General features: G+C 74.7%; 23 protein-coding genes. 12 read left to right on the top strand and 11 right to left on the bottom strand.

Annotated elements, in window-relative coordinates; genetic code table 11:
• The first annotated feature begins 297 nt into the window (after positions 1-297).
• Positions 298-1,710, top strand: a complete 1,413-nt coding sequence (locus ACIQCH_RS36030; protein ID WP_402588156.1) for an aldehyde dehydrogenase family protein — start codon at positions 298-300, stop codon at positions 1,708-1,710.
• A 25-nt stretch (positions 1,711-1,735) separates the two neighbouring features.
• Positions 1,736-2,815 carry a Zn-dependent alcohol dehydrogenase gene (locus tag ACIQCH_RS36035; protein WP_402588158.1) on the top strand — a complete coding sequence of 360 codons (1,080 nt, stop codon included), beginning with the start codon at positions 1,736-1,738 and terminating at the stop codon, positions 2,813-2,815.
• On the opposite strand, the gene ACIQCH_RS36040 is transcribed toward ACIQCH_RS36035, so the two are convergent.
• Both ACIQCH_RS36040 and ACIQCH_RS36045 read right to left on the bottom strand, forming a co-directional pair.
• Positions 2,798-3,457 (bottom strand): hypothetical protein, encoded by a 660-nt coding sequence (locus ACIQCH_RS36040; RefSeq protein WP_402588160.1) that lies wholly within the window; start codon positions 3,455-3,457, stop codon positions 2,798-2,800. The two genes, ACIQCH_RS36035 and ACIQCH_RS36040, sit on opposite strands and share 18 nt — an antisense overlap.
• Before the next feature lie 25 nt (positions 3,458-3,482).
• Positions 3,483-4,130, bottom strand: coding sequence for a TetR/AcrR family transcriptional regulator (locus ACIQCH_RS36045; protein WP_402588162.1), 648 nt, complete (start codon positions 4,128-4,130; stop codon positions 3,483-3,485).
• Between the two features lie 69 nt (positions 4,131-4,199).
• Between ACIQCH_RS36045 and ACIQCH_RS36050 the strand changes: the two genes are divergently transcribed.
• The 3 genes from ACIQCH_RS36050 (at position 4,200) to ACIQCH_RS36060 (ending at position 6,471) form a co-directional block, all read left to right on the top strand.
• A complete protein-coding gene (locus ACIQCH_RS36050) occupies positions 4,200-5,351 on the top strand; it encodes an acyl-CoA dehydrogenase family protein (RefSeq protein ID WP_402588164.1) in 1,152 nt (383 codons plus the stop codon).
• 95 nt (positions 5,352-5,446) lie between these two features.
• Positions 5,447-5,665: a YiaA/YiaB family inner membrane protein gene (locus tag ACIQCH_RS36055; protein ID WP_030193103.1), complete on the top strand. Its 219-nt coding sequence runs from the start codon at positions 5,447-5,449 to the stop codon at positions 5,663-5,665.
• Between the two features lie 158 nt (positions 5,666-5,823).
• Positions 5,824-6,471 carry a TetR/AcrR family transcriptional regulator gene (locus ACIQCH_RS36060; protein ID WP_402588167.1) on the top strand — a complete coding sequence of 216 codons (648 nt, stop codon included), beginning with the start codon at positions 5,824-5,826 and terminating at the stop codon, positions 6,469-6,471.
• 31 nt (positions 6,472-6,502) lie between these two features.
• Here ACIQCH_RS36060 and ACIQCH_RS36065 read toward each other — a convergent pair whose 3' ends face one another.
• A complete protein-coding gene (locus tag ACIQCH_RS36065; protein WP_402588169.1) occupies positions 6,503-6,964 on the bottom strand; it encodes a MaoC family dehydratase in 462 nt (153 codons plus the stop codon).
• Positions 6,965-7,094: 130 nt separating this feature from the next.
• On the opposite strand from ACIQCH_RS36065, the gene soxR reads away from it, so the two are divergent.
• Entirely contained in the window at positions 7,095-7,538 is a 444-nt protein-coding gene (gene soxR / locus ACIQCH_RS36070; RefSeq protein ID WP_402588171.1) for a redox-sensitive transcriptional activator SoxR, read from the top strand.
• A gap of 282 nt (positions 7,539-7,820) precedes the next feature.
• Here soxR and ACIQCH_RS36075 read toward each other — a convergent pair whose 3' ends face one another.
• The 3 genes from ACIQCH_RS36075 to ACIQCH_RS36085 all read right to left on the bottom strand — a co-directional run bounded on the left by ACIQCH_RS36075 (position 7,821) and on the right by ACIQCH_RS36085 (position 10,715).
• Positions 7,821-8,528 (bottom strand): 3-keto-5-aminohexanoate cleavage protein, encoded by a 708-nt coding sequence (locus tag ACIQCH_RS36075; protein WP_402588215.1) that lies wholly within the window; start codon positions 8,526-8,528, stop codon positions 7,821-7,823.
• Between the two features lie 62 nt (positions 8,529-8,590).
• The gene (locus tag ACIQCH_RS36080) at positions 8,591-9,142 is read right to left on the bottom strand and encodes a hypothetical protein (RefSeq protein WP_402588173.1); all 552 of its coding nucleotides are present in this window, start codon (positions 9,140-9,142) and stop codon (positions 8,591-8,593) included.
• 226 nt (positions 9,143-9,368) lie between these two features.
• A complete protein-coding gene (locus ACIQCH_RS36085; protein WP_402588175.1) occupies positions 9,369-10,715 on the bottom strand; it encodes a serine-threonine protein kinase in 1,347 nt (448 codons plus the stop codon).
• Between the two features lie 204 nt (positions 10,716-10,919).
• On the opposite strand from ACIQCH_RS36085, the gene ACIQCH_RS36090 reads away from it, so the two are divergent.
• Genes ACIQCH_RS36090 through ACIQCH_RS36100 form a run of 3 tightly spaced genes read left to right on the top strand, consistent with a single transcriptional unit; the run spans position 10,920 to position 14,041 of the window.
• Positions 10,920-11,678: an SDR family oxidoreductase gene (locus ACIQCH_RS36090; protein WP_402588177.1), complete on the top strand. Its 759-nt coding sequence runs from the start codon at positions 10,920-10,922 to the stop codon at positions 11,676-11,678.
• Positions 11,675-13,390 (top strand): class I adenylate-forming enzyme family protein, encoded by a 1,716-nt coding sequence (locus ACIQCH_RS36095; protein ID WP_402588179.1) that lies wholly within the window; start codon positions 11,675-11,677, stop codon positions 13,388-13,390. The genes ACIQCH_RS36090 and ACIQCH_RS36095 overlap by 4 nt, the downstream gene beginning before the upstream one ends.
• A 57-nt stretch (positions 13,391-13,447) precedes the next feature.
• Entirely contained in the window at positions 13,448-14,041 is a 594-nt protein-coding gene (locus ACIQCH_RS36100) for a TetR/AcrR family transcriptional regulator (RefSeq protein WP_402588181.1), read from the top strand.
• Between the two features lie 83 nt (positions 14,042-14,124).
• On the opposite strand, the gene ACIQCH_RS36105 is transcribed toward ACIQCH_RS36100, so the two are convergent.
• The 3 genes from ACIQCH_RS36105 to ACIQCH_RS36115 all read right to left on the bottom strand — a co-directional run bounded on the left by ACIQCH_RS36105 (position 14,125) and on the right by ACIQCH_RS36115 (position 17,527).
• Positions 14,125-15,339: an acyl-CoA dehydrogenase family protein gene (locus ACIQCH_RS36105; RefSeq protein ID WP_402588183.1), complete on the bottom strand. Its 1,215-nt coding sequence runs from the start codon at positions 15,337-15,339 to the stop codon at positions 14,125-14,127.
• Between the two features lie 6 nt (positions 15,340-15,345).
• A complete protein-coding gene (locus ACIQCH_RS36110; protein ID WP_402588185.1) occupies positions 15,346-16,368 on the bottom strand; it encodes a phosphotransferase family protein in 1,023 nt (340 codons plus the stop codon).
• 472 nt (positions 16,369-16,840) lie between these two features.
• Positions 16,841-17,527, bottom strand: a complete 687-nt coding sequence (locus tag ACIQCH_RS36115) for an endonuclease V (protein ID WP_402588187.1) — start codon at positions 17,525-17,527, stop codon at positions 16,841-16,843.
• 26 nt (positions 17,528-17,553) lie between these two features.
• Between ACIQCH_RS36115 and ACIQCH_RS36120 the strand changes: the two genes are divergently transcribed.
• Positions 17,554-17,853 carry a YciI family protein gene (locus ACIQCH_RS36120; protein ID WP_402588189.1) on the top strand — a complete coding sequence of 100 codons (300 nt, stop codon included), beginning with the start codon at positions 17,554-17,556 and terminating at the stop codon, positions 17,851-17,853.
• Positions 17,854-17,889: 36 nt separating this feature from the next.
• Here the strand turns inward: ACIQCH_RS36120 and ACIQCH_RS36125 are convergent, their stop codons facing one another.
• Positions 17,890-19,038, bottom strand: a complete 1,149-nt coding sequence (locus tag ACIQCH_RS36125) for a WD40/YVTN/BNR-like repeat-containing protein (RefSeq protein ID WP_402588191.1) — start codon at positions 19,036-19,038, stop codon at positions 17,890-17,892.
• A 373-nt stretch (positions 19,039-19,411) separates the two neighbouring features.
• Here ACIQCH_RS36125 and ACIQCH_RS36130 point away from each other — a divergent pair, with 373 nt between their 5' ends.
• Positions 19,412-19,828, top strand: a complete 417-nt coding sequence (locus ACIQCH_RS36130; RefSeq protein WP_402588193.1) for an SsgA family sporulation/cell division regulator — start codon at positions 19,412-19,414, stop codon at positions 19,826-19,828.
• A gap of 34 nt (positions 19,829-19,862) precedes the next feature.
• Here the strand turns inward: ACIQCH_RS36130 and ACIQCH_RS36135 are convergent, their stop codons facing one another.
• Positions 19,863-20,324 carry an ATP-binding protein gene (locus tag ACIQCH_RS36135; RefSeq protein ID WP_402588195.1) on the bottom strand — a complete coding sequence of 154 codons (462 nt, stop codon included), beginning with the start codon at positions 20,322-20,324 and terminating at the stop codon, positions 19,863-19,865.
• Between the two features lie 142 nt (positions 20,325-20,466).
• Here ACIQCH_RS36135 and ddaH point away from each other — a divergent pair, with 142 nt between their 5' ends.
• Complete coding sequence (gene ddaH, locus ACIQCH_RS36140) at positions 20,467-21,243, top strand: dimethylargininase (protein WP_402588197.1); 777 nt, start codon at positions 20,467-20,469, stop codon at positions 21,241-21,243.
• The last annotated feature ends 79 nt before the right edge of the window (positions 21,244-21,322 follow it).

Consider the following 21,322-nt stretch of genomic DNA (forward strand, 5'->3'; position numbering starts at 1 on the left):
GGGGGTGGGGCGGCCGGGGGGGGGGGCGCCCGCGCCCCCCCCCGCCCCCCCCCCCCCCCGGCCCCGGGGCCGCGCCCCCCCGGGGGGGGGGGCGGCCCCCGGGCGGGGGGCGCCCCCCGGGGGGGCGCCCCCCGACCGGTCGTTCCCGGGGGCGGCCGTCCGGCACCGCCGGGCGGTCGCATTCCAGCCCGTCCGAGTCCGGGCCCCGGCCTGGTGGCCGAAAACTATCACCGCTAGTTTGTAGGGTGGTCGACCAGCGGGTGTGTCCGCGGTCAACACGTGGCTCGGGAGGATGCGATGAAGGCTCACGACGGCATGTACATCGGCGGGGAGTGGCGGCCCGCCGCGGGCGGCGACACCATCCCCGTGGTCAACCCCGCCACCGAGAAGGTCATCGCCCACGTCCCCGCCGGCACCGCCGCGGACGTCGACGCCGCCGTCCTCGCCGCCCGTACCGCCTTCCGCGGCTGGGCCGCCACCGCCCCGGCCGAGCGCGCCGCGCGGCTCGTCGCCCTGCGGGACGTCCTGGTGGCCCGCCGCACCGAGATCGCCGACACCGTCACGGACGAGCTGGGTGCGCCCCGCGGCTTCGCCGAGATGGTGCACGCCGGCGCCCCGATCGCGGTGGCGGGCTCGTACGCCGAGCTGGCCGCCTCGTACGCGTTCGAGGAGCGGATCGGCAGCTCCACCGTCTACCTGGAGCCGGTCGGCGTCGTCGCCGCGATCACCCCGTGGAACTACCCGCTCCACCAGATCGTCGCCAAGGTCGCGCCGGCCCTGGCCGCCGGCTGCACCGTCGTCCTCAAGCCCTCCGAGGACACCCCGCTGACGGCGCAGCTGTTCGCCGAGGCGGTCCACGAGGCCGGTCTGCCCGCCGGCGTCTTCAACCTGGTCACCGGCACCGGCCCGGTGGCCGGCCAGGCCCTGGCCGAGCACCCGGACGTCGACCTCGTCTCCTTCACCGGCTCCACGGCCGTCGGCCGCCGCATCGGCGCGCTGGCCGGCGGCGCCGTCAAGCGGGTGGCCCTCGAACTGGGCGGCAAGTCCGCCAACGTCATCCTGCCGGGCGCGGACCTCGCCAAGGCCGTCGGCGTCGGCATCAACCACGTCCTGAACAACTCCGGCCAGAGCTGCAACGCCCTCACCCGCGTGCTCGTCCACCGCGACCAGTACGAGGAGGCCGTCGCGCTCGCCGCCGACGTGGCCGCCAAGGCCGTGGCCGGCGACCCGCGCGACCCCGCCACCCGGCTCGGCCCGCTGGTGAACGCCAAGCAGCTGGAGCGGGTCCGCGGCTACATCGCCCGGGGCGTCGAGGAGGGTGCCCGCCTCGTCACGGGCGGCGCCGACGCCCCGCATGCCACCGGCTACTACGTCGCCCCCACCGTCTTCGCCGACGTCACGTCCGAGATGACGATCGCCCAGGAGGAGATCTTCGGCCCGGTCGTCGCGATCCTCCCGTACGAGGACGAGGAGGACGCGCTGCGCATCGCGAACGGCACCGACTACGGTCTGGGCGGCGCGGTCTGGGCCGCCGACGACGAGACCGCGGTCGCCTTCGCCCGCCGCATGGACACCGGCCAGGTGGACATCAACGGCGGCCGGTGGAACGCCCTGGCGCCCTTCGGCGGCTTCAAGCGGTCCGGCGTCGGCCGCGAGCTGGGCCCCCACGGCCTGGCCGAGTACCTCCAGACCAAGTCCCTGCAGTTCTGACCCCCGAACCCCCGAAGGAGCTCCCGTGGTCCGCGCCGCCGTCCTGCCCGCTGTCGGATCTCCCCTGGAGATAACGGAGATCGTGCTGCCCGAGCCCGGCCCCGGCCAGGTCCGGGTCCGCCTCGCCGCAGCCGGGGTCTGCCACTCCGACCTCTCGCTCACCAACGGCACCATGAGGGTCCCCGTCCCCGCCGTCCTCGGCCACGAGGGCGCGGGCACCGTGGTCTCCGTCGGCGAGGGCGTCACGCACGTCGCCCCCGGCGACGGCGTCGTCCTCAACTGGGCGCCGTCCTGCGGCGCCTGCCACCACTGCGGCATCGGCGAGGTCTGGCTCTGCGCCAACGCCCTCACCGGCGTCGGCGCCGTGCACGCCCGCACCGCCGACGGCACCGAGCTGCACCCGGGCCTCAACGTCGCCGCCTTCGCCGAGGAGACCGTCGTCGCGGCGAACTGCGTCCTGCCCGCCCCCGAGGGCATCCCGCTCACCGAGGCCGCGCTCCTCGGCTGCGCGGTGCTCACCGGCTACGGCGCCGTCCACCACAACGCGCGGGTGCGCGCAGGGGAGTCGGTGGCCGTCTTCGGCGTGGGCGGGGTGGGCCTCGCGGCCCTGCAGTCCGCCCGGATCGCGGGCGCCGGCCCGGTCGTGGCCGTCGACGTCTCGCCGGCCAAGGAGGAGCTCGCCCGGGCCGCCGGGGCCACGGACTTCGTCCTGGCCTCCGACACCACGGCCAAGGACGTCCGGGCCCTGACCGGCGGCCGGGGCGCGGACGTGGCGATCGAGTGCGTCGGCCGGGCCGCGACCATCCGCACCGCCTGGGACTCCACCCGGCGCGGCGGCCGCACCACCGTCGTCGGCATCGGCGGCAAGGAGCAGCAGGTCTCCTTCCACGCCCTGGAGATCTTCCACTTCGCCCGCACCCTGTCGGGCTGCGTGTACGGCAACTCCGACCCGGCCCGCGACCTGCCGGTGCTGGCCGAGCACATCCGCGCCGGCCGCCTCGACCTCGGCTCGATGGTCTCCGACCGGATCACCCTCGACGGCATCCCGGCGGCCTTCGACGCCATGCTCGCCGGCAAGGGCGGCCGGTCACTGGTGGTCTTCTAGGGCCGCTTCGTCCCCTTGCGGTACGTCACCCCGCCCGGCCGCCCCGACCGGGCGGGTGTCGCGCCCCGTCAGGCCGGGCAGCACGGGTTCGGTGCGCACGCCGGTCTCGCCGGGCGCTCCGGGGTCGGTCGACACCCCGAGATCGGCCCGCATCGCGCTGCGCATGGCCCGGATCCGGTCCCAGGCCTCCACCCGCGCCCGTTCCACGCCCTCCGGCGTCTCACCGGGCTCGGGCTCGCCCCGTTCCATGCGCTTGACCTGGCCGTACAGCGAGGTCAGGGCGGAGTTGACGGCGCCCGCGCGGACCAGCACGCCGTCCGGGGCGATCATCTGCGCCTGGGAGTGCCGGTCGCGGTGGGCGCCCTTCGCCTCGTCGAGCGCCATCCGGTCGGCCTCCTCGGCGCCCCGCTCCCGCATGACATGCAGGTGGCGGTTGAGCGCGGTGGCGAACTGCCGTGCGTCCCGGTTGAGTTCCACGTAGCACGTGCGCCGCAGCAGCAGGTTCTCGCGGTCCTCCTCGTGCTCTCGCACCAGCGCCAGCTCGCGGCGCTTGGCCTTTTCGGCGGCCCGCTGGGTGAGGAAGGCGCCGCCCAGCGTGCCGGCCACGCCCGCCACGGCGACGATCACCGAGCCGAGATCCACGATTCCCCCTTGAAACGGCGTCCGTTCAGTCGCCGACCAGGGTCTCGTACTGCACCGACAGCCCGTCCAGCAGGGCCCGCAACCCCGTCTCGAAGGCCCCTTCGTCGATCTCGTGACCGCGCTCCGCCAGCAGGTGCGCCTGGCCCAGGTGCGGGTAGTCGGCCGGGTCGTACGCCGCGCGGTCGTCCACGAAGCCCTGCGCGAACGAGCCCAGCGCCGAGCCCATCACGAAGTACCGCATCAGCGCGCCGATCCGGGTGGCCTGCGCCGGCGGCCAGCCCGCGTCCGTCATCGCGCCGAACACCGCGTCCGCCACCCGCAGCCCGGCCGGGCGCCGGCCCGGCCCGCGGGCCAGCACGGGCACGATGTTGGGGTGGTCGGCCAGCGCCCGACGGTAGGAGACCGCCCAGGCGTGCAGCGCCTCGCGCCAGTCCCGGCCGTCCTCGAACACCGACAGGTCCACCCGGGCGCTGACCGCGTCCGCCACCGCGTCGAGGATCTCGTCCTTGGTGCGGAAGTGGTTGTAGAGGGAGGGTCCGCTGACCCCCAGCGCGGCCGCCAGCCGCCGGGTCGACAGCGCCTCCAGCCCTTCCGCGTCCACCAGCGCGCCCGCCGTCTCCACGATGCGGTCTCGGCTCAGCAGGGGCTTGCGCGGTCGGGCCATGCGGCACATAGTAAGGCCTGCCCCGAATAAACTAGCGGTGCTAATTTACGGCCCCGCCCGGCCTCCCCCGAGGTGCCGATGAACCTGGAGCTGAGCGAGGAGCAGGCCGCCGTGCGCCGCCTCGCGCGCGAGTTCACCGACCGCGAGGTCGTCCCGTACGCCGCCGAGTGGGACCGCGCGGAGAGCGTGGACCGCGCCGTCGTCAAGAAGCTCGGCGACCTCGGCTTCCTCGGCCTGACCGTCCCCGAGGAGTACGGCGGCTCCGGCGGCGACCACCTCGCGTACGCCCTGGTCACCGAGGAGCTGGGGCGCGGCGACTCCGCGGTGCGGGGCATCGTCTCGGTCTCGCTCGGGCTCGTCGCCAAGACGATCGCGGCGTGGGGGAGCGAGGAGCAGAAGCGCACCTGGCTGCCCCGGCTCTGCTCGGGCGAGGCGCTCGGCTGCTTCGGCCTGACCGAGCCCGGCACCGGCTCGGACGCCGGGAACCTCGCCACCCGTGCGGTGCGCGACGGGGACGCGTACGTGGTCAACGGCAGCAAGATGTTCATCACCAACGGCACCTGGGCCGACGTCGTCCTGCTCTTCGCCCGCACCGGCGACGAGCCCGGCCACCGCGGGGTGTCCGCCTTCCTCGTCCCCGCCGACGCCCCCGGACTCGTCCGCCGGGAGATCCACGGCAAGCTGGGGCTGCGCGGCCAGGCCACCGCCGAGCTGGTCCTCCAGGACGTCAGGGTGCCGGCCGACGCCATGCTCGGGCCCCAGGGCAAGGGCTTCTCGGTCGCCATGTCGGCACTGGCCAAGGGGCGGATGTCGGTGGCCGCGGGGTGCGTGGGCATCGCCCAGGCGGCGCTCGACGCCGCGCTCGCGTACGCGGGGCAGCGCGAGCAGTTCGGCCGCACCATCGCCCACCACCAGCTCGTCCAGGAGCTCATCGCGGACATCGCGGTCGACCTCGACGCGGCGCGCATGCTGACCTGGCGGGTGGCCGATCTCATCGACCGGGGGCGGCCGTTCGCCACGGAGGCGTCCACCGCCAAGCTCTTCGCCTCGGAGGCCGCCGTCCGGGCCGCCTCCAACGCCCTCCAGGTGCACGGCGGTTACGGCTACGTCGACGAGTACCCGGCGGGCAAACTGCTGCGCGACGCGCGCGTCATGACCCTGTACGAGGGCACGAGCCAGATCCAGAAGCTGGTCATCGGGCGCGCCCTGACGGGGGTTTCGGCCTTCTGAGTCCGCCTGCCCGCCCCCGCCTGCGCACGCCGCCGGGGGCGGACTGAGTACGCGTACGGATGCGGCCCCGAACGTCCCGCGCGCACGCTGGCGGCATGAACGAGACACCGGGCAAACCGCAGAACACGGGGGCGTACTACGGCCAGGCCGTCGCCTCCTTCGCCATCGCGCTGGCCGCCGTGGCCCTCGGGATCTACCGGCTGGAGGCGGACGGCTGGGTGCGCGCCTTCCTGGGCGTGGGGGTGCTCTACCTGACCACCTCCGCCTTCACGCTGGCCAAGGTGGTTCGGGACCGGCAGGAGGCCGACCGCTGAGGCGGGCGCCCGGTGCCGGCGTCCGGTGCCGGCGCCCGAAGGGCCGGCGACAGCGCCGGGCCGGGGCGTCGACTTCCGGCCAGGGGGGCCGGGTCGACGGCTAAGCGCTTGCTCACCCGTCGGGTAAGGTGGGCCTCCACCGAGGGGAAGGGCGAGCGATGGACGCAGCGGCGGCGGAGCCGGCCGGCGAGTACGTGCCGTGGTCGGAGGTCAGCCCCGACGCGGCCCGACGGCTGCTGATCGCGGCCGTGGAGGCCTTCGCGGAGCGCGGGTACCACGCCACCACCACGCGGGACATCGCGGGCCGCGCCGGCATGAGCCCGGCCGCCCTCTACATCCACTACAAGACCAAGGAAGAGCTGCTCCACCGGATCAGCCGGATCGGGCACGACAAGGCCCTGGAGATCCTGACGACCGCGGCGGACGGCCCCGGCACCGCCGCCAAGCGCCTCGACGCCGCCGTGCGGTCCTTCGTCCGCTGGCACGCAGCCCACCACACCACCGCCCGCGTGGTGCAGTACGAGCTCGACGCGCTCGGCCCCGAGCACCGGGCCGAGATCGTGGCCCTGCGCCGGCAGAGCGACGCGGCCGTGCGCCGCATCCTGGCGGACGGCGTGGCGGCCGGCGAGTTCGACGTACCGGACCTGCCCGGCACCACGCTCGCCGTGCTGTCCCTGTGCATCGACGTGGCGCGCTGGTTCAGCGTGGCCGGCACCCGCGCCCCCGACGAGGTCGGCGCGCTCTACGCCGACCTCGTGCTGCGCATGGTGGGAGCGCGGCCCGCGGCCGCGCCCCGGTCGTCGTGACGAGCCGGCAGCAAGCGGCTGCGGCGAGGACTCAGAAGAAGTAGCGCGAGACCGACTCGGCCACGCAGACCGGCTTCTCGCCGCCCTCCCGCTCCACCGTCACGGTCGCGGCCACCTGCACCCCGCCGCCGACCTCGGTCACCTCGGTGATCAGGGCGGTGGCGCGCAGCCGCGAGCCGACCGGCACGGGGGCGGGGAAACGCACCTTGTTCGTGCCGTAGTTGATGCCCATCCGCATGTTCTCCACCCGCATCACCTGCGGGACCAGGCTGGGCAGCAGCGAGAGCGTCAGGTAGCCGTGCGCGATCGTCGAGCCGAAGGGGCCGGCGGCCGCCCGCTCGGGGTCGACGTGGATCCACTGGTGGTCACCGGTCGCGTCGGCGAACAGGTCGATCCGCTTCTGGTCCACCTCCAGCCAGTCGCTGGGACCGAGTTGGGCGCCGACCCCGGCGCGCAGTTCCTCGGCGGAAGTGAAGATCCTCGGCTCGGCCATGCCCACGCCTCCTGTGGAATCCACTCGTGTCGCGCCTTGATCAAGCGCTTGCTCAGCATGGGGGCGCACGCGGGGTCTGTCAACGGACTCCCGCCGCGGCCCGTCCCGGCCGCCCAGTAGGCTCGGCGGAGTGCCGCAGATTCCAGAGAAGATCCACGAGCTCACGGTCGGCCAGCTGTCCGCGCGCAGCGGCGCCGCCGTCTCCGCACTGCACTTCTACGAGTCCAAGGGCCTGATCAGCAGCCGCCGTACGAGCGGCAACCAGCGCCGCTACAGCCGCGACACGCTGCGCCGGGTCGCCTTCGTCCGGGCCGCCCAGCGCGTCGGCCTGCCGCTCGTCACCATCGGTGAGGCCCTCGCGCAGCTCCCGGAGGGGCGCACCCCCACCCGCGAGGACTGGGCGCGGCTCTCCGAGAACTGGCGCGAGGTGCTCGACGAGCGCATCCACCAGCTCGTCCGGCTCCGTGACAACCTCGATCACTGCATCGGGTGCGGCTGCCTGTCCCTCAAGGCCTGCGCCCTGTCCAACCCGGACGACACGCACGGGGACCACATCTCGGGCTCGCGGCTCTGACCGGGATCCCGGGCTCGCGGCTCCCACCGAAGACCCGGTCACCCACTCGCGGGAGTGGGCCGTCCCGTGGTGTGTGGGGGAGCCTCTTGAGGCGTCATGGCAGGCTGGTCCGGAGGCAGGCCCGGGCCTGGGGTGGCCGTAGGCCAGGGCCGGAGGCCCCTTGCCCCAGGGGTGGGCCTGCCGCAGGGCCTGCAGGCCATGGCGGGTCAAGAGGTGAGGGGACCCACACACCACGGGACGGCCCCACGAAGCGAGCCTCTCCGCCGGTGGCCGGGGCCCCGCTCAGCGCCCCGGTTCCGCCCGCTCCGCGCGCAGTACGGTCACGGCCGCCGCCACCAACTCGGCGTTCGAGGCCGCACGGTCGCCGGACGGCAGCTCAAGGGTGTCGGCCAGCCCGGTCCGTACGTCCAGCCCCAGGCCGGCCGCCGTCCGCAGCACCGGCCAGGCGGCCCGGCCGGTGCCGTGCGCCAGCACCGGGCGGTCCGCTGCGCCGAGCGCGGCCAGCAGGTCCCGGGCGGCCTCCGGCGCCCGCGCCGGGTCCGGCTCGGTCACCTCGGCGACGATCCGCAGCACCCGCCCGCGCAGCGGCGAGCCGAGGAAGCGGGCCGCCGCCCCGGTACCGGAGCGCACCACCGCCTCCACGGCCACCCCGCGTCCCAGCAGCAGCCCGGCCAGCCCCTCCGCGTCCGGCAGGGCCCAGTCCACCGCGGCCCGCTCGGGGAGCACCGTCCACTCGGCCACCCGGTCGCCGCCGGTGTACGCGTCCACGCCGACCGGCAGCGAGGTCCGGGACCGCAGCTCCGCGAGCAGCGGTCCCAGCACCCGGGGCGAGAGGCTGTCCCGGCCGCACGGGGTCTTGGGGCGCACCTGCACCTCGTGGGCCCCGGCCGCCGCCGCGGCGGCGGCCGATGCGGCCAGGTCGGCGGGTGAGAGAGGCACCGCGGTGCCGTCGGCCGCGCTCCGGGCCCCGTTGAGGGCCGCCTGGATCACCATCACCCCAGCATGCGCCCCGCCGGGCCGGCCGCACAGCCCGCGTCCCGTCGACCGGCCCCTCAGGCCGCCACCGTCACCGTCAGGGCCGGCCGCGGCACCACGATCCCGCAGCCCTTGCACACCGGCCCGTACCACGGCTCCCGCACGGACCCGGGCAGCCACAGGAACTCGGTCTCCCCGCACACCGGGCAGGCCGACCCCGGCCGTTCGTCCTCCAGTGCCCGCACCAGCCGGCGCATGACCTCACCCAGCGCGCCCTCGGGCCGTACCCCCGGATCGGCGCAGCGCACCACCGCCTCGCCGCTCCAGGCCCAGCCGGGGGTGCGCAACCCGTCGTGCTTCTCGCGTCTGCGCCGCTCCGCGAACTGCCGCTCGTACGTCAGCCAGACCCCGCGCGCGTCCTCCAGCTCCTCCAGGGCGGCCACCAGCCGCTGCGGATCGCAACCCCGGTCCTCGGGTCCTATCCCGTGCCGGTCGCACAGGTGGTACCACGTCGCCCGGTGCCCGTACGGGGCGAACCGCTCGAGGCAGCGCCGCAGTGAATGCCGCCGCAGTGCCCGGTCGTTGGACGCGTCGCGCACCTGCCCCGCCAGACTCCGGAATCCCGCCATCGCACCCTCACCTCCATCGCTCGAACGTGGGCGCCGACGGAGAGACGGTCCGGAAGCCGCTCCGGCTCCATCCGAGGCGATGGCAGCCATCACCGGCGCTGGGGGCGTCGTGCCGATCGGGCCGGACCGGCCCGATCGACGCAGAGACGGCCCAGGCGCAACATGCCCGGGTGCGGCCCGGGGCATGCGGAGCGCACGGTCGCCCCCGGTGGCACGTGGCGGGATCTCAGCTGCCGATCCGGCCCGCCGCGAGCACGATCCGGGCGAGCTCCGCATGGCAGATGTCGCTGTGCGCCCCCGAAGGCGCCCCGCCGCTCCGGACGACCTCGGCCACGTCCACGCTGACGCATCCCGTACGGGGCAGGCCGCCGTGCAGGGCCGCTGCCAGGGTCAGCCGCGGGGCGCCGGGCACGCCCTGGACGCCGTCGTACCCCATGGCCCCCCAGCGCGCGTCGAACCCGGCGAAGGAGGCCGAATCCCCTGCCGTCCGGGAGGCCAGCGGGTAGAACACGCGCAGGGCGCCGTCGAAGTGGGAATGGCAGGACACCACCGGTCCGTCCACCCGGGCCTGGAGTCCGCGCAGCGCCCCGCCGCGGGCCCGGTCGTGCGGCAGCGCGTCGGCGAACGCGTAGTGCGAGAAGGCGCCCTGGAGGAGCGTAAGGGACTTCACCGGGCGCCCGCCGGCCGGCACGCCGCGCAGGGCGTACGACACCAGGCGCGCTCCGAAGCTGTGCCCGACCAGGTGGACCCGGACGGCCGGGCGGGTCCGGGTGAGCCCGGCCAGCACCGGGCCCAGGCCGCGCTCGCCCACCGTGCCCGCCCGCTTCTTCATCTCGTAGTAGGTGGCCTGGCGCAGCAGCTCCTTGCCGCCCTTCCAGGCCTTCTTCAGTGCACCGACGGGCGAGAAGCCCGGGGCGGGGGCCGGCCCGCCACCGGTCTCGACGAGCCCGGCCAGCAGCTCCTGGCAGGCGGTGAGGGTGTCGCCGGCGAACAGTTCCGGCACCGGGGCGGCTTCGTCCCCGGCAGGCCGGACCGCCCCGTCCGCCGCCCCGTCCGCCGCTGTCGCCGCCGCTGCCGTGGGCGCGGGCGTGGCGCCCGTACCCGTCAAGGCCCGCACCAGGGAACCGAACTCGGCGAACGCGGCCTCGGACTCCGGCTGCGTGGCCAGGAGTTCGGCGATGCGGTCCAGTTCGCGCGCGCGGCCCGGCCACAGCCGGCCGAGCGCCGCCCGCGTCGCGGCGTCCAGCGCCGGACCGGGGTCCGGGGCCGGGGCGGCGGCCGGGGCGTCGAAGTCCGGGACCGGCTCGTCCGAGAAGCGCATCGAGGGCCACAGCACGCCCACGTACCCGAGCCGCACGGCGGGGGAGCCGGCCAGCAGGGCCGGGAAGGGGGCGAAGAACCGGTCGTAGAGGCGGGTCGCGGTCGACCGGTCGTTGTTCCAGCCGTGCGAGAAGACCACGAGGTCCGTGGCGTCGAGGCCGGCCACCGCCTCCCGGCCGCCCGGAGCCGGATCGCCGTCCGCGTCGAACGTCAGCTCCGCGTACGGCCCCACACCCACGCCCACGTCCGGCATGACCGTCCCCCTCCCGCGCCCACCGCTCGCACCGGAGCTCCAGCATCCCGCCGCCCCCGCCGCTCGGCCAGACCCGTGACGGGTGAACTCGACCGGAGTCGGGGCGGCACGCCGTGCGCCACCCGCCCGTACCCCCTTCCGAGTGCCCATACCGACTGGTTAGTATGCCGCCGCGAGCCGTCGGCCGGAGGAGCGGAGGATCCCGTGGGTGCGTTCGAGGGACAGGCAGTGGTCGTCACCGGAGCGGGCGGGGGCATCGGCGCGGCACTGGCCGCCCGGTTCGCCGCCGAAGGCGCCCGGGTGGTGGTCAACGACATCGACGAGGGCCGGGCCGCCGAGGTCGCCGCCCGGCTCGGCGCCACCGCGCTGCCCGGGGACGCCTCGGCCGTCGCCGCGGCCGCCCCGGACGTCCTCGGCGGCGCCGTCGACGTGTTCTGCGCCAACGCCGGCCTGTCCTCGCCCGGGGACGCCTTCGCCGACGAAGAGGTCTGGGCGGCCGCCTGGGACACCAACGTCATGGCCCACGTCCGCGCCGCCCGCACCCTGCTGCCGCACTGGCTGGAGCGCGGCCGCGGCCGGTTCGTCTCCACCGTCTCCGCCGCCGGACTGCTCACGATGATCGGTGCGGCACCGTACAGCGTCACCAAGCACGGGGCGCTCGCCTTCGCCGAGTGGCTCTCCCTCACCTACCGCCACCGCGGCGTCGACGTCCACGCGATCTGCCCGCAGGGCGTGCGCACGGACATGCTGACCGCCGCCGGGAGCGCGGGGGAGCTCGTCCTCGCCCCCACCGCCATCGAGCCCGAGGACGTGGCCGACGCCCTGTTCGCCGGCATGGCCGAGGACCGCTTCCTGATCCTCCCGCACCCCGAGGTGGCCGACTACTACCGGACCCGGGCAACCGACCCCGACCGCTGGCTTGGCAGCATGAACCACCTGCAACGGAAGTGGGAGGGTGCATGACGGAGGACGGGCGCGCCGCGCCGGACCGCGACGGGCCCGCCACGCCCTACCGCGACAAGCCCTGGCTGCACCTGCTCAGTGATGCCCAGCGGGCCCCCGTCGCCCCGCCGCCGAGCGTGCTGCACGCCTTCCGCGGCTCCGCGCGCGGGGCCCCCGACCGCACCGCCCTCGTGTACGCAGGCACCCGCCTGGACTACGCCGCGACCGACGCCCTCTCGGACTCGGTGGCCGGACACCTCGCCGCCCGCGGGGTGCGCCCGGGCGACCGGGTGGCGGTCATGCTGCAGAACACCCCGCACTTCGTGCTGGCCGTACTGGCCGCGTGGAAGGCCGGGGCCGTCGTCGTCCCCCTCAATCCCATGTACAAGGCCGGGGAGCTGGCCCACGTCCTGTGCGACGCCGAGGTGTCCGCCGTGGTCTGCACGGCCGGCACCTGGGAGGCGGTGCTGCGTCCGGTCGCCACCGCCCCCGGCTCGACCGTGCACACCGTCCTGACCGCGGACGACCGCGACCTGACCCCCGGCGACGCCCGCCACGCCCCCGAGGCCCCGCACACCCCCCACGACCTGCTCGCCGCCGCCCACCGCGGCCTGCCCGCCCCGGCCGTGCCGCCGCCCGCCCCCTCCGACACCGCGCTCATCAGCTACACCTCCGGCACCAGCGGGGCCCCCAAGGGCGCCATGAACACGCACGGCGCGCTCGCCTACAACGCCGAGCGCCAGCGCACCGCCCACCCCCTGCCCGAGGGCTCCGTCTACTTCGCCCTCGCGCCCCTCTTCCACATCACCGGCATGGTCTGCCAGCTGGCCACCTGCCTCGGCAACGCCGGCACCCTCGTCCTGGCCCACCGCTTCGACGCCGGCACCGTCCTCGACGCCTTCCTCGAGCACCGCCCGCACTACACCGTCGGCCCGGCCACCGCCTTCATGGCCCTGGCCGCCCACCCCGCCGCCACCCCCGAGCACTTCCGCTCGTTCCGCATCGCCTCCTCCGGCGGCGCCCCGCTGCCGCCGCCGCTCGTCGAACGGCTGCGCGCCGACCTCGGCCTCGACCTGCGCAACGGCTACGGCCTCACCGAGACCACCGCCCACTGCGCCTCCGTGCCCCCGCACCGCCGCGCCCCCGTCGACCCCGCCAGCGGCACCCTGTCGGTGGGCGTCCCGGGCGCGGACACCGAACTGCGCATCGTCGACGACCGCGGCGCCGAGGTGCCGCTCGGCACCTCCGGCGAGATCCTCGTCCGCGGCCCCCAGGTCGTGCCCGGCTACTGGCGCAGGCCGGAGGCCACCGCGGCCGCCCTGCCCGGCGGCGAACTGCGCACCGGGGACGTCGGGTTCATGGACGCCGACGGCTGGCTCTACGTCGTCGACCGCAAGAAGGACATGATCAACGCCTCCGGGTTCAAGGTTTGGCCCCGCGAGGTGGAGGACGTCCTCTACGCCCACCCCGCCGTGCGGGAGGCGGCCGTCGTCGGCGTCCCCGACGCCTACCGCGGGGAGAGCGTGAAGGCGTACGTCAGCCTGCGCCCCGGCGCCGGGGCCGAGCCCGCCGAGCTGGCCGCGTACTGCGCCGACCGGCTGGCGGCGTACAAATACCCCCGCGAGGTCGAGATCCTCCCGGACCTCCCCAAGACCACCAGTGGCAAGATTCTCCGACGCGAGCTGCGCGACCGCGCCGCGGCGACTGGCCGGATTTCGCCGGTGGACCGCTGACCGGGCACACTCGTGCGGCACCAGGACACGTACATGTCAGAAATTCAGGAGGCGAACATGGCCAGAGGCACGGACGCGGAGGACGCCCCCGTCCCGCAGCGGCTGCTGGCCGCCGCCACCCGGCTCTTCGCCGACCGGGGCTACGACCGCACCTCCGTCCAGGAGATCGTCGAGGCGGCGGGCGTCACCAAGGGCGCCCTCTACCACTACTTCGGCTCCAAGGACGACCTGCTGCACGAGGTCTACGCCCGCATGCTCCGGCTCCAGCAGGAGCGGCTCGACGCGATCGCCGGATCCGGGGCGCCCGTCGAGGAGCGGCTGCGCGCCGCGGCCGCCGACGTCGTGGTGACCACGATCGAGAACCTCGACGACGCGATGATCTTCTTCCGGTCCATGCACCAGCTCAGCCCCGAGAAGAGCCGGCAGGTCAGGGCCGCCCGCCGGCAGTACCACGAGCGGTTCCGGGCCCTCGTCGAGGAGGGCCAGCGCTCCGGCGTCTTCGCCACCGCCACCCCCGCCGACCTGGTGGTCGACTACCACTTCGGCTCCGTCCACCACCTCGGCACCTGGTACCGCGCCGACGGCCCCATGAGCCCCCAGGAAGTCGCCGACCACCTCGCCGATCTCCTGCTGCGCGCCCTGCGCCCCTAGGCTCTGCAGGACGCCCGGACCGCGGCGACGGGTCGTTGGACGAACCCCGTCGATGCCGCACCGGTCCGGGCGCCCGGGACGGGTCAGCGGTACCTGGCGAGCTCCCGGCGGGCCAGCGAGCGCTGGTGCACCTCGTCCGGCCCGTCCGCGATCTGCAGCGTACGGGCCGCCGCCCACAGCTCGGCCAGCGGGAAGTCCTGCCCCACTCCGCCCGCGCCGTGCAGCTGCACCGCCCGGTCGATGATCCCGACCACCGCACGCGGCGTCGCGATCTTGATGGCCTGGATCTCGGTGTGCGCCCCGCGGTTGCCGACGGTGTCCATCAGCCAGGCCGTCTTGAGCACCAGCAGCCGCAGCTGCTCCACGGTCACCCGGGCGTCCGCGATCCAGTTCTGCACCACGCCCTGGGCCGCCAGCGGCTTGCCGAACGCCGTCCGTCCCACCGCCCGCCGGCACATCAGCTCGATCGCCCGCTCGGCCATGCCGATCAGCCGCATGCAGTGGTGGATCCGGCCCGGCCCGAGCCGGGCCTGGGCGATCGCGAAGCCGCCGCCCTCCTCGCCGACGAGGTGGTCCGCCGGCACCCGCACCCGGTCGAACACCACCTCGGCGTGCCCGCCGTGGTAGTGGTCCTCGTAGCCGTACACGCGCATCGCCCGCCGCACCTCGACGCCCGGGGCGTCGCGCGGCACCAGCACCATCGACTGCTGCCGGCGCTGGTCCGGCCCGTCCGGGTCGGTCTTGCCCATCACGATGAAGATCCGGCAGTCCGGGTTCATCGCCCCCGAGATGTACCACTTGCGCCCGGTGACCACGTACGCGTCACCGTCCCGCTCGATGCGGGTCTCCACGTTCGTCGCGTCCGAGGAGGCCACCTCGGGCTCGGTCATCGCGAAGGCCGAGCGGATCTCCCCGGCCAGCAGCGGCTCCAGCCACCGCTCCTTCTGCTCCGCACTGCCGAACTGCGCGAGCAGCTCCATGTTCCCGGTGTCCGGCGCCGCGCAGTTCAGCGCCGTGGGCGCCAACTGCGGGCTGCGGCCCGTGATCTCGGCCAGCGGGGCGTACTGCAGGTTGGTCAGCCCGGCACCGTGCTCCCGGTCGGGCAGGAAGAGGTTCCACAACCCCTGCCGCCGGGCCTCGGCCTTCAACTCCTCCACCACCGGCGGGGTGTCCCACGGCGAGGCCAGCTTCGCCCGCTGCTCCTCCGCCACCGCCTCGGCCGGGTACACGTACCCGTCCATGAAGGCCAGCAGCCGCTCCCGCAGCTCCTCGGTCCGCGCGTCGAATGCGAAGTCCATTGCCGTTCAGCCTTCCTGAAGGGTGGTCAGTCCGTGCTCGATGAACACGGGCACCAGCTCGCCGATCCGGTCGAAGCCCGCCCCGACCGTCTGGCCGAGGGTGTAGCGGTAGTGGATGCCCTCCAGGATCACGGCGAGCTTGAACCACGCGAACGCCGTGTACCAGGCGATCTGCGAGGTGTCCCGGCCCGACCGGGCCGCGTACCGCTCCACCAGCTCCGCCGGGTCCGGGTGCCCGGGCGCCCCGCTGGTGGTGCTCACCGGCGACTCGGGCAGGTCCAGTCGGGTGCTGTACATCACCAGCAGCCCCAGGTCGGTGAGCGGGTCGCCGAGCGTGGACATCTCCCAGTCCAGCACCGCCGCGATCCGGTCCGCGTCGTCGAAGAGGACGTTGTCCAGCCGGTAGTCCCCGTGCACCACGGTCGGCGCGGGGGAGTGCGGCCGCCGCCGGCCCAACGCCTCGTGCAGCTCGTCGATACCGGCCAGCTCCCGGCTGCGGGAGGCCGTCAACTGCTTGCCCCAGCGGCGCAGCTGCCGCTCGAGGAAGTCCTGCGGGTGGCCGAACCCCGCCAGCCCCACCTCTTCGGGATCCACCCGGTGCAGGTCCGCCAGGGTGTCCACGAGCCGCGTCACCATCGTCCGGGTCCGCTCGGGGCCCAGCGCGGCGAGTTGCGCGGCGCTCCGGTAGGGGGTGCCCTCGACGTACTCCATCACGTAGAACGGCGCACCGATCACCTCCTGGTCCTCGCAGAGCAGGAAGGGCGACGGTACGGGTACGGCCGTGCCGTGCAGGGCCTGGATCACCCGGTGCTCGCGCTTCATGTCGTGGGCGGTGGCCAGGACGTGGCCCAGCGGGGGACGGCGCACCACCCAGCGGTCGATGCCGTCGGTCACCTCGTAGGTGAGGTTCGACCGGCCGCCCTCGATCAGCCGGCCGCTCAGCGGGCCGGCCGTCAGCGGCGGGCGCTCCTGGTCCAGCCGCGCGCGCAGCCGCTCCAGATCGAGGCCCCGTGGATCGGCTGAGGACATGATGCGCACCTCCGTGCGGACGCGGTCGGACACCCCGGGCGGGCGACGCGACCCATCATGCCGACCAGTCGGTATGTAGTCCAGAGGGTGGCCGACCACGACACCGCTCGACCGGCCCCACCGCCCCCTACGACCTGGGCGCACACATTCCTGGCGGTGCCTGGTGGGTCCCGTGGTGTGTGGGGGAGGCGCTTGACGGGGCATGGCAGGCTGGTCCGGAGGCGGGCCCGGGCCTGGGGTGGCCGAAGGCCAGGCCGAAGGCCCGAAGCCCCAGGGGTGGGCCTGCCGCAGGGCCCGCAGGCCATGCCCCGTCAAGCGCCGAGGGGACCCGCACACCACGGGGCGGCCCCCGTAGCGAGCCCACCCCGACACCGCCCCGCAGACCACGTCCGGCCAACCGTCAACGGCCCCACCCCACCACCGCCCCGCAAACCGCGACCGGTCAACCGGCAACGGCTCACCCCAGCCCCCCTCACCCCTCCCCAGCCACCCGCGCCAGTTCGCGCCGGCAAAGCGAGTCGGCCCGGCGCGTGGTCTCGGGGATCCGGTACCGGGGGCTGAGGGCGAGGGCGTGCGCGCAGGCGGTGTCGAGCGAGACCCGGTGGCCGACCGAGACGAACACCGGCTTGATGCCGTCCTGCGTGCGCAGCGCCCGGCCGACCTCGGAGCCGTCGGCCGCGCGCAACGGCGCGTGGTCGCCGCGCCGCGCGCCGGGTTCGTCGTACGTGAACGTGAACGGGTTCTTGGCGACGCCGACCGCGGGCAGCCCGGTCACCACCCCGAGGTGGCACGCCAGGCCGAAGCCCCGCGGGTGGGCGAGGCCGTACCCGTCGCAGACCACGAGGTCCGGGACGGCGGTCAGCGCGTCGAGGGCGGCCAGCACGGTCGGCAGCTCGCGGAAGGCCAGCAGGCCGGGGACGTACGGGAAGGTCACGTGCCCGACCGCGGTGGCCTCCTCCACCACCTCCAGGGTGCCCGCGTCCAGCACCACGGCCGCGGCCGCGACCAGGTCGCGCTGGTCGTCGTAGGCCACGTCGACTCCGGCGACCAGGCCGCGGCCGGCGGCCGGGCCGCTCTCGTCGAGCACCACGCGGGTTCGGAGTTCGTCCTGTATCGCCCTGGCTTCGGCTTCGTCGGCAGGGGTCTTCACACTCGTCATGATGGGTCGAGAGTAGTCTTTCGATCATGTTCGTCATGGAGTTGAGCTACACCGCCCCCATCGAGGCCGTCGAGCAGCGGATGGCCGCGCATGTCGAGTGGCTCGACCAGCAGTACGCGGCCGGTGTCTTCCTCGCCTCGGGCCGCAAGGTCCCCCGCGACGGCGGCGTCATCCTGGCGGCGGGCGTCTCCCGCGCCGAGATCGAGCGTCTGGCCGCGGAGGACCCCTTCACGGTCGCGGGCGTCTGCGCGTACCGCATCACGGAGTTCGTGGCCACGAAGACCGCGCCCGCGCTGGAGTCCGCCCGCGAGACCCTGCCGGGCTGACCGGCACCGACACCGGCACCGGCACCGGCCACCCCGCTACTCCAGCCGTGCCGCCCGCCCCTTCTCTCCCGCGGCCCAGCAGGCTCCCGGACCGGCGCAGTCGACCGTGTCGAAGGAGCCTGCGTCGAGCGGCTGCCAGGTGCGGCCGGCGTCGTACGTGATGTCGGTGCCCGTCGGCCCGACCGCGAGGGCCGTGTCCTTCCCCTGCGGCCCAGCCGACCGGTACGCCCCGTACGCCCCGTACGGCAGCCAGGCCACACCCGACCGGTACGCGGCCGGCGGCACCGGGGCGGCGCTCCAGCTGCGCCCCCCGTCCGCCGTCACCGAGGCGGCCAGCGGCGACGTCCGGTCCTTGCGGTAGTCACCGCCCACCGCGAGCCCGCGCGCGGCGCCGTACCCGCGGTCGCGGAAGGCCAGCCCGAAGACGCCCTTGGCGCCCTCCCCGGCCGGCACCGTGGTCGTGGCCGCCCGCCAGGTGCGCCCGCGGTCGGCCGAGTGCAGCACCCGTCCGGTCGCCCCGCCCCCGGTCGCCAGCCACGCGTCCCGCGGCCCGGCGGTCACCAGGCACTGGCCGCTGGCCGCGAAGCCGGCCTCGCCGGGCAGCGCCTCGGGCATGCCGGCGTCGGGCAGCACCCGCCAGGAGCGGCCGCCGTCGGCCGTGGACAGGATGCGGAACTTCCCGTCGACCGGGTCGCTCATCGCCAGGCCGTTGCGGTGGTCGAAGAAGGCCATGCAGTCGTAGAAGGCCCGGGCGTCGGTGTTGCGGAAGGCCTCGGTCCAGGTCGCACCGCCGTCTTCGGTGCGCAGGACCCTGGACGCCTCGCCCTCGCCGATGGCCAGCACCACGGCCCGGCGCCCGTCGAAGGCCTCCACGTCGCGGAACTCCAGGCCCTCGGCCGCGGCGCCGGGCGGTGACACGTTCCGCCAGGAACGGCCGCCGTCGGTGGTCCGCAGGACGGTCCCGGCCGAGCCGGCCAGCCAGGCGGTGGTACGGCCGACCGCCGCGAGCCCGCGGAAGCGGGCGTCCGTACCGGTGGCCTTGAGCGCCCAGGCGGGGCGGGCCGCAGCCCCCGCCGGAGTCACGGCCCCCGCCAGGGCCGCAGCCCCGCCCGGGGTCGCGGCCCCCGCCGGAGTGCCGACCGCGACGGGTACGGAGACGGCAGCCAACAGGGCTGCCACAGACATGCCAAGCGCCAGTAATCTCATGGCGCCGGAAGCTAACGCACCCGGTGATCTCCGTCCAGGGGCCGACCGGCCGCCGCTAGGAGCCCCGGCCACACCTCGCCACCCCCTCGCCGGCGTCGCGCCACCCGCTCGCCGCCGTCGCCACGTCGTCGCCACGCCGTCACGGACCGTCACCCGGACCCGTCGAAGGTGCGCTGCGAGGCCGTCCGGTCACCCACCGCGGTCACACTGTGCGATCACACAGCATTCGCCCCACGTTTTCGGTGACGCAACTCACGCCCCTTCCGCATGCACGGAATGGGTCGTTCCAGCGTCTGACAGAGTGCGGGCCGGCCCAGCGGTCCGCGACTGATCCGCCGCAAGGGAGCAGGCCTTGATCACCGTCATCGAGCAAGCTGTACAGGCCCGCCTGGTCGCCGCCTCGCCCAAGATCGAGTGCGTGCCCGTCACGCTCGGTTACGACCGCGCCGACCCGTTCGCCGTCCGGATGTCGTTCCCCGCGCCGGCCACCCTGGAGGGCATCGAGATCTCCTGGACCTTCGCGCGCGAGCTGCTGGAGAGCGGGCTGCGCCGGTCCGCGGGGCTCGGCGACGTCCGGGTGCGCCCGTACGACGAGGAGCGCACGGTGATCGAGTTCCACGCCCCGGAGGGCATCGCGATCGTCCTCATGGAGAGCGAGGAGCTGCACGGCTTCCTGCTGCGCACGACCGACCTCGTGCCGGCCGGCCTGGAGCACCTGTACCTGAACGTGGACCACAGCCTCGCCCGACTCCTGCGCGACGTCCCCTGACACCCGCCCGGCGGGATGACCGGGCCCGGCCCGCTCAACGGGGCAACAGCGCCCAGGACTTGGTGCCGCCCGCGGGCGTCAGCACCGGAGTGAGCCCCCAGTCTCCCCCGCCGGCCTCCACCATCGCCGCCAGCAGCCACATCCCCCGGCTGCGGCGGCGTCTGCATTCCTCGCTGGCCGCGGCCGACGCGTGCGCCGGGTGCTGGTCGTAGACGACGATCCGCAGGGCGTCGAACTGCCACCGGACCTTGAGAACCAACTCCTCGTCGGGGGTGAACCGGTGCGCCCCCGCGACGAGTTCGGAGGCGGCCAGGGTGGCCGCCTCGCACAGGTCGGCCAGTCCGTGCCGCAGCAGCAGCGAGCGCACGGCCGAGCGGGCGCGGCCCGCGCAGGGCGCGCCGCCCGGCAGTGCTATGGAGTAACTCAGCCTCTCCGTAACCGGCATGGCGGGCCGGATGTCGCGGATCGAGCACGGACCACGGAGGCTGGCCGTCATCGCACTGCTCCCCCTCCGCCCCGAGTGAGACTTCCACTACCGACCGTAGCGCAACCGGGTGCACAGTGCTACTACTTGTGTGACCACTTGACACTTTCTTATGTCATTTCACGACTGGTTCCGATCCCCCGGGAGACGCCCCGTGCCCACGCAGAAAGCCCTCGTCCGCCGCCCCGGCCCGCGCCTCACCGACGGCCTGGTGACCCACATCGAACGGACGCCCGTCGACCTGGCGCTCGCCCTGGAGCAGTGGGAGGGGTACGTCGGCGCGCTGCGCGCCCACGGCTGGCAGACCACCGAGGTCGCGCCGGCGGACGACTGCCCCGACGCGGTCTTCGTCGAGGACGCGGTGGTGATGTTCCGCAACGTCGCGCTGATCGCCCGGCCCGGCGCCGAGACCCGGCGTCCGGAGACCGAGGCGGTGGCGGCGGCCGTGGCCGCGCTGGGCTGCTCCGTGAACCGGGTCCGCGAGCCCGGCACGCTCGACGGGGGCGACGTCCTCAAGATCGGGGACACGATCTACGTCGGCCGTGGCGGGCGGACGAACGGCGAGGGCGTCCGGCAGCTGCGGGCGACCTTCGAGCCGCTGGGTGCCCAGGTGGTCGCGGTGCCGGTGAGCCGGGTGCTGCACCTGAAGTCGGCGGTGACCGCCCTGCCGGACGGCACCGTGATCGGCTATCCGCCGCTGGTGGACGCGCCCTCGGCGTTCGGCGCGTTCCTGCCGGTGCCGGAGGAGGCGGGGGCGCACGTGGTGCTGCTCGGCGGCGGGAAGCTGCTGATGGCGGCGAGCGCACCGAAGAGCGCGGAGCTGTTCGCGGACCTGGGGTACGACCCGGTTCCGGTCGATATCAGCGAGTTCGAGAAGCTCGAAGGATGCGTGACATGTCTCTCGGTCCGGCTGCGTGACCTCTACTCATAACACTCCGCAGTCGGACAAATTCATAGACGGGGGTTGGCGACCCCTCACGGCGGCCTTAACCTACGGTTTCGTAACCTAC

This window comes from Streptomyces sp. NPDC093225, assembly GCF_044753805.1.
GTDB lineage: Bacteria > Actinomycetota > Actinomycetes > Streptomycetales > Streptomycetaceae > Streptomyces.

What these genes read in the sequence shown, in the direction of transcription:
- ACIQCH_RS36030 (WP_402588156.1), top strand. Translation starts at nt 298, where the DNA reads ATGAAGGCTCACGACGGCATGTACATCGGCGGGGAGTGGCGGCCCGCC.
- ACIQCH_RS36045 (WP_402588162.1), bottom strand. Translation starts at nt 4,130, where the DNA reads ATGTGCCGCATGGCCCGACCGCGCAAGCCCCTGCTGAGCCGAGACCGC.
- ACIQCH_RS36050 (WP_402588164.1), top strand. Translation starts at nt 4,200, where the DNA reads ATGAACCTGGAGCTGAGCGAGGAGCAGGCCGCCGTGCGCCGCCTCGCG.
- ACIQCH_RS36055 (WP_030193103.1), top strand. Translation starts at nt 5,447, where the DNA reads ATGAACGAGACACCGGGCAAACCGCAGAACACGGGGGCGTACTACGGC.
- ACIQCH_RS36060 (WP_402588167.1), top strand. Translation starts at nt 5,824, where the DNA reads ATGGACGCAGCGGCGGCGGAGCCGGCCGGCGAGTACGTGCCGTGGTCG.
- ACIQCH_RS36065 (WP_402588169.1), bottom strand. Translation starts at nt 6,964, where the DNA reads ATGGCCGAGCCGAGGATCTTCACTTCCGCCGAGGAACTGCGCGCCGGG.
- ACIQCH_RS36080 (WP_402588173.1), bottom strand. Translation starts at nt 9,142, where the DNA reads ATGGCGGGATTCCGGAGTCTGGCGGGGCAGGTGCGCGACGCGTCCAAC.
- ACIQCH_RS36085 (WP_402588175.1), bottom strand. Translation starts at nt 10,715, where the DNA reads ATGCCGGACGTGGGCGTGGGTGTGGGGCCGTACGCGGAGCTGACGTTC.
- ACIQCH_RS36095 (WP_402588179.1), top strand. Translation starts at nt 11,675, where the DNA reads ATGACGGAGGACGGGCGCGCCGCGCCGGACCGCGACGGGCCCGCCACG.
- ACIQCH_RS36100 (WP_402588181.1), top strand. Translation starts at nt 13,448, where the DNA reads ATGGCCAGAGGCACGGACGCGGAGGACGCCCCCGTCCCGCAGCGGCTG.
- ACIQCH_RS36105 (WP_402588183.1), bottom strand. Translation starts at nt 15,339, where the DNA reads ATGGACTTCGCATTCGACGCGCGGACCGAGGAGCTGCGGGAGCGGCTG.
- ACIQCH_RS36110 (WP_402588185.1), bottom strand. Translation starts at nt 16,368, where the DNA reads ATGTCCTCAGCCGATCCACGGGGCCTCGATCTGGAGCGGCTGCGCGCG.
- ACIQCH_RS36115 (WP_402588187.1), bottom strand. Translation starts at nt 17,527, where the DNA reads ATGACGAGTGTGAAGACCCCTGCCGACGAAGCCGAAGCCAGGGCGATA.
- ACIQCH_RS36120 (WP_402588189.1), top strand. Translation starts at nt 17,554, where the DNA reads ATGTTCGTCATGGAGTTGAGCTACACCGCCCCCATCGAGGCCGTCGAG.
- ACIQCH_RS36125 (WP_402588191.1), bottom strand. Translation starts at nt 19,038, where the DNA reads ATGTCTGTGGCAGCCCTGTTGGCTGCCGTCTCCGTACCCGTCGCGGTC.
- ACIQCH_RS36135 (WP_402588195.1), bottom strand. Translation starts at nt 20,324, where the DNA reads ATGACGGCCAGCCTCCGTGGTCCGTGCTCGATCCGCGACATCCGGCCC.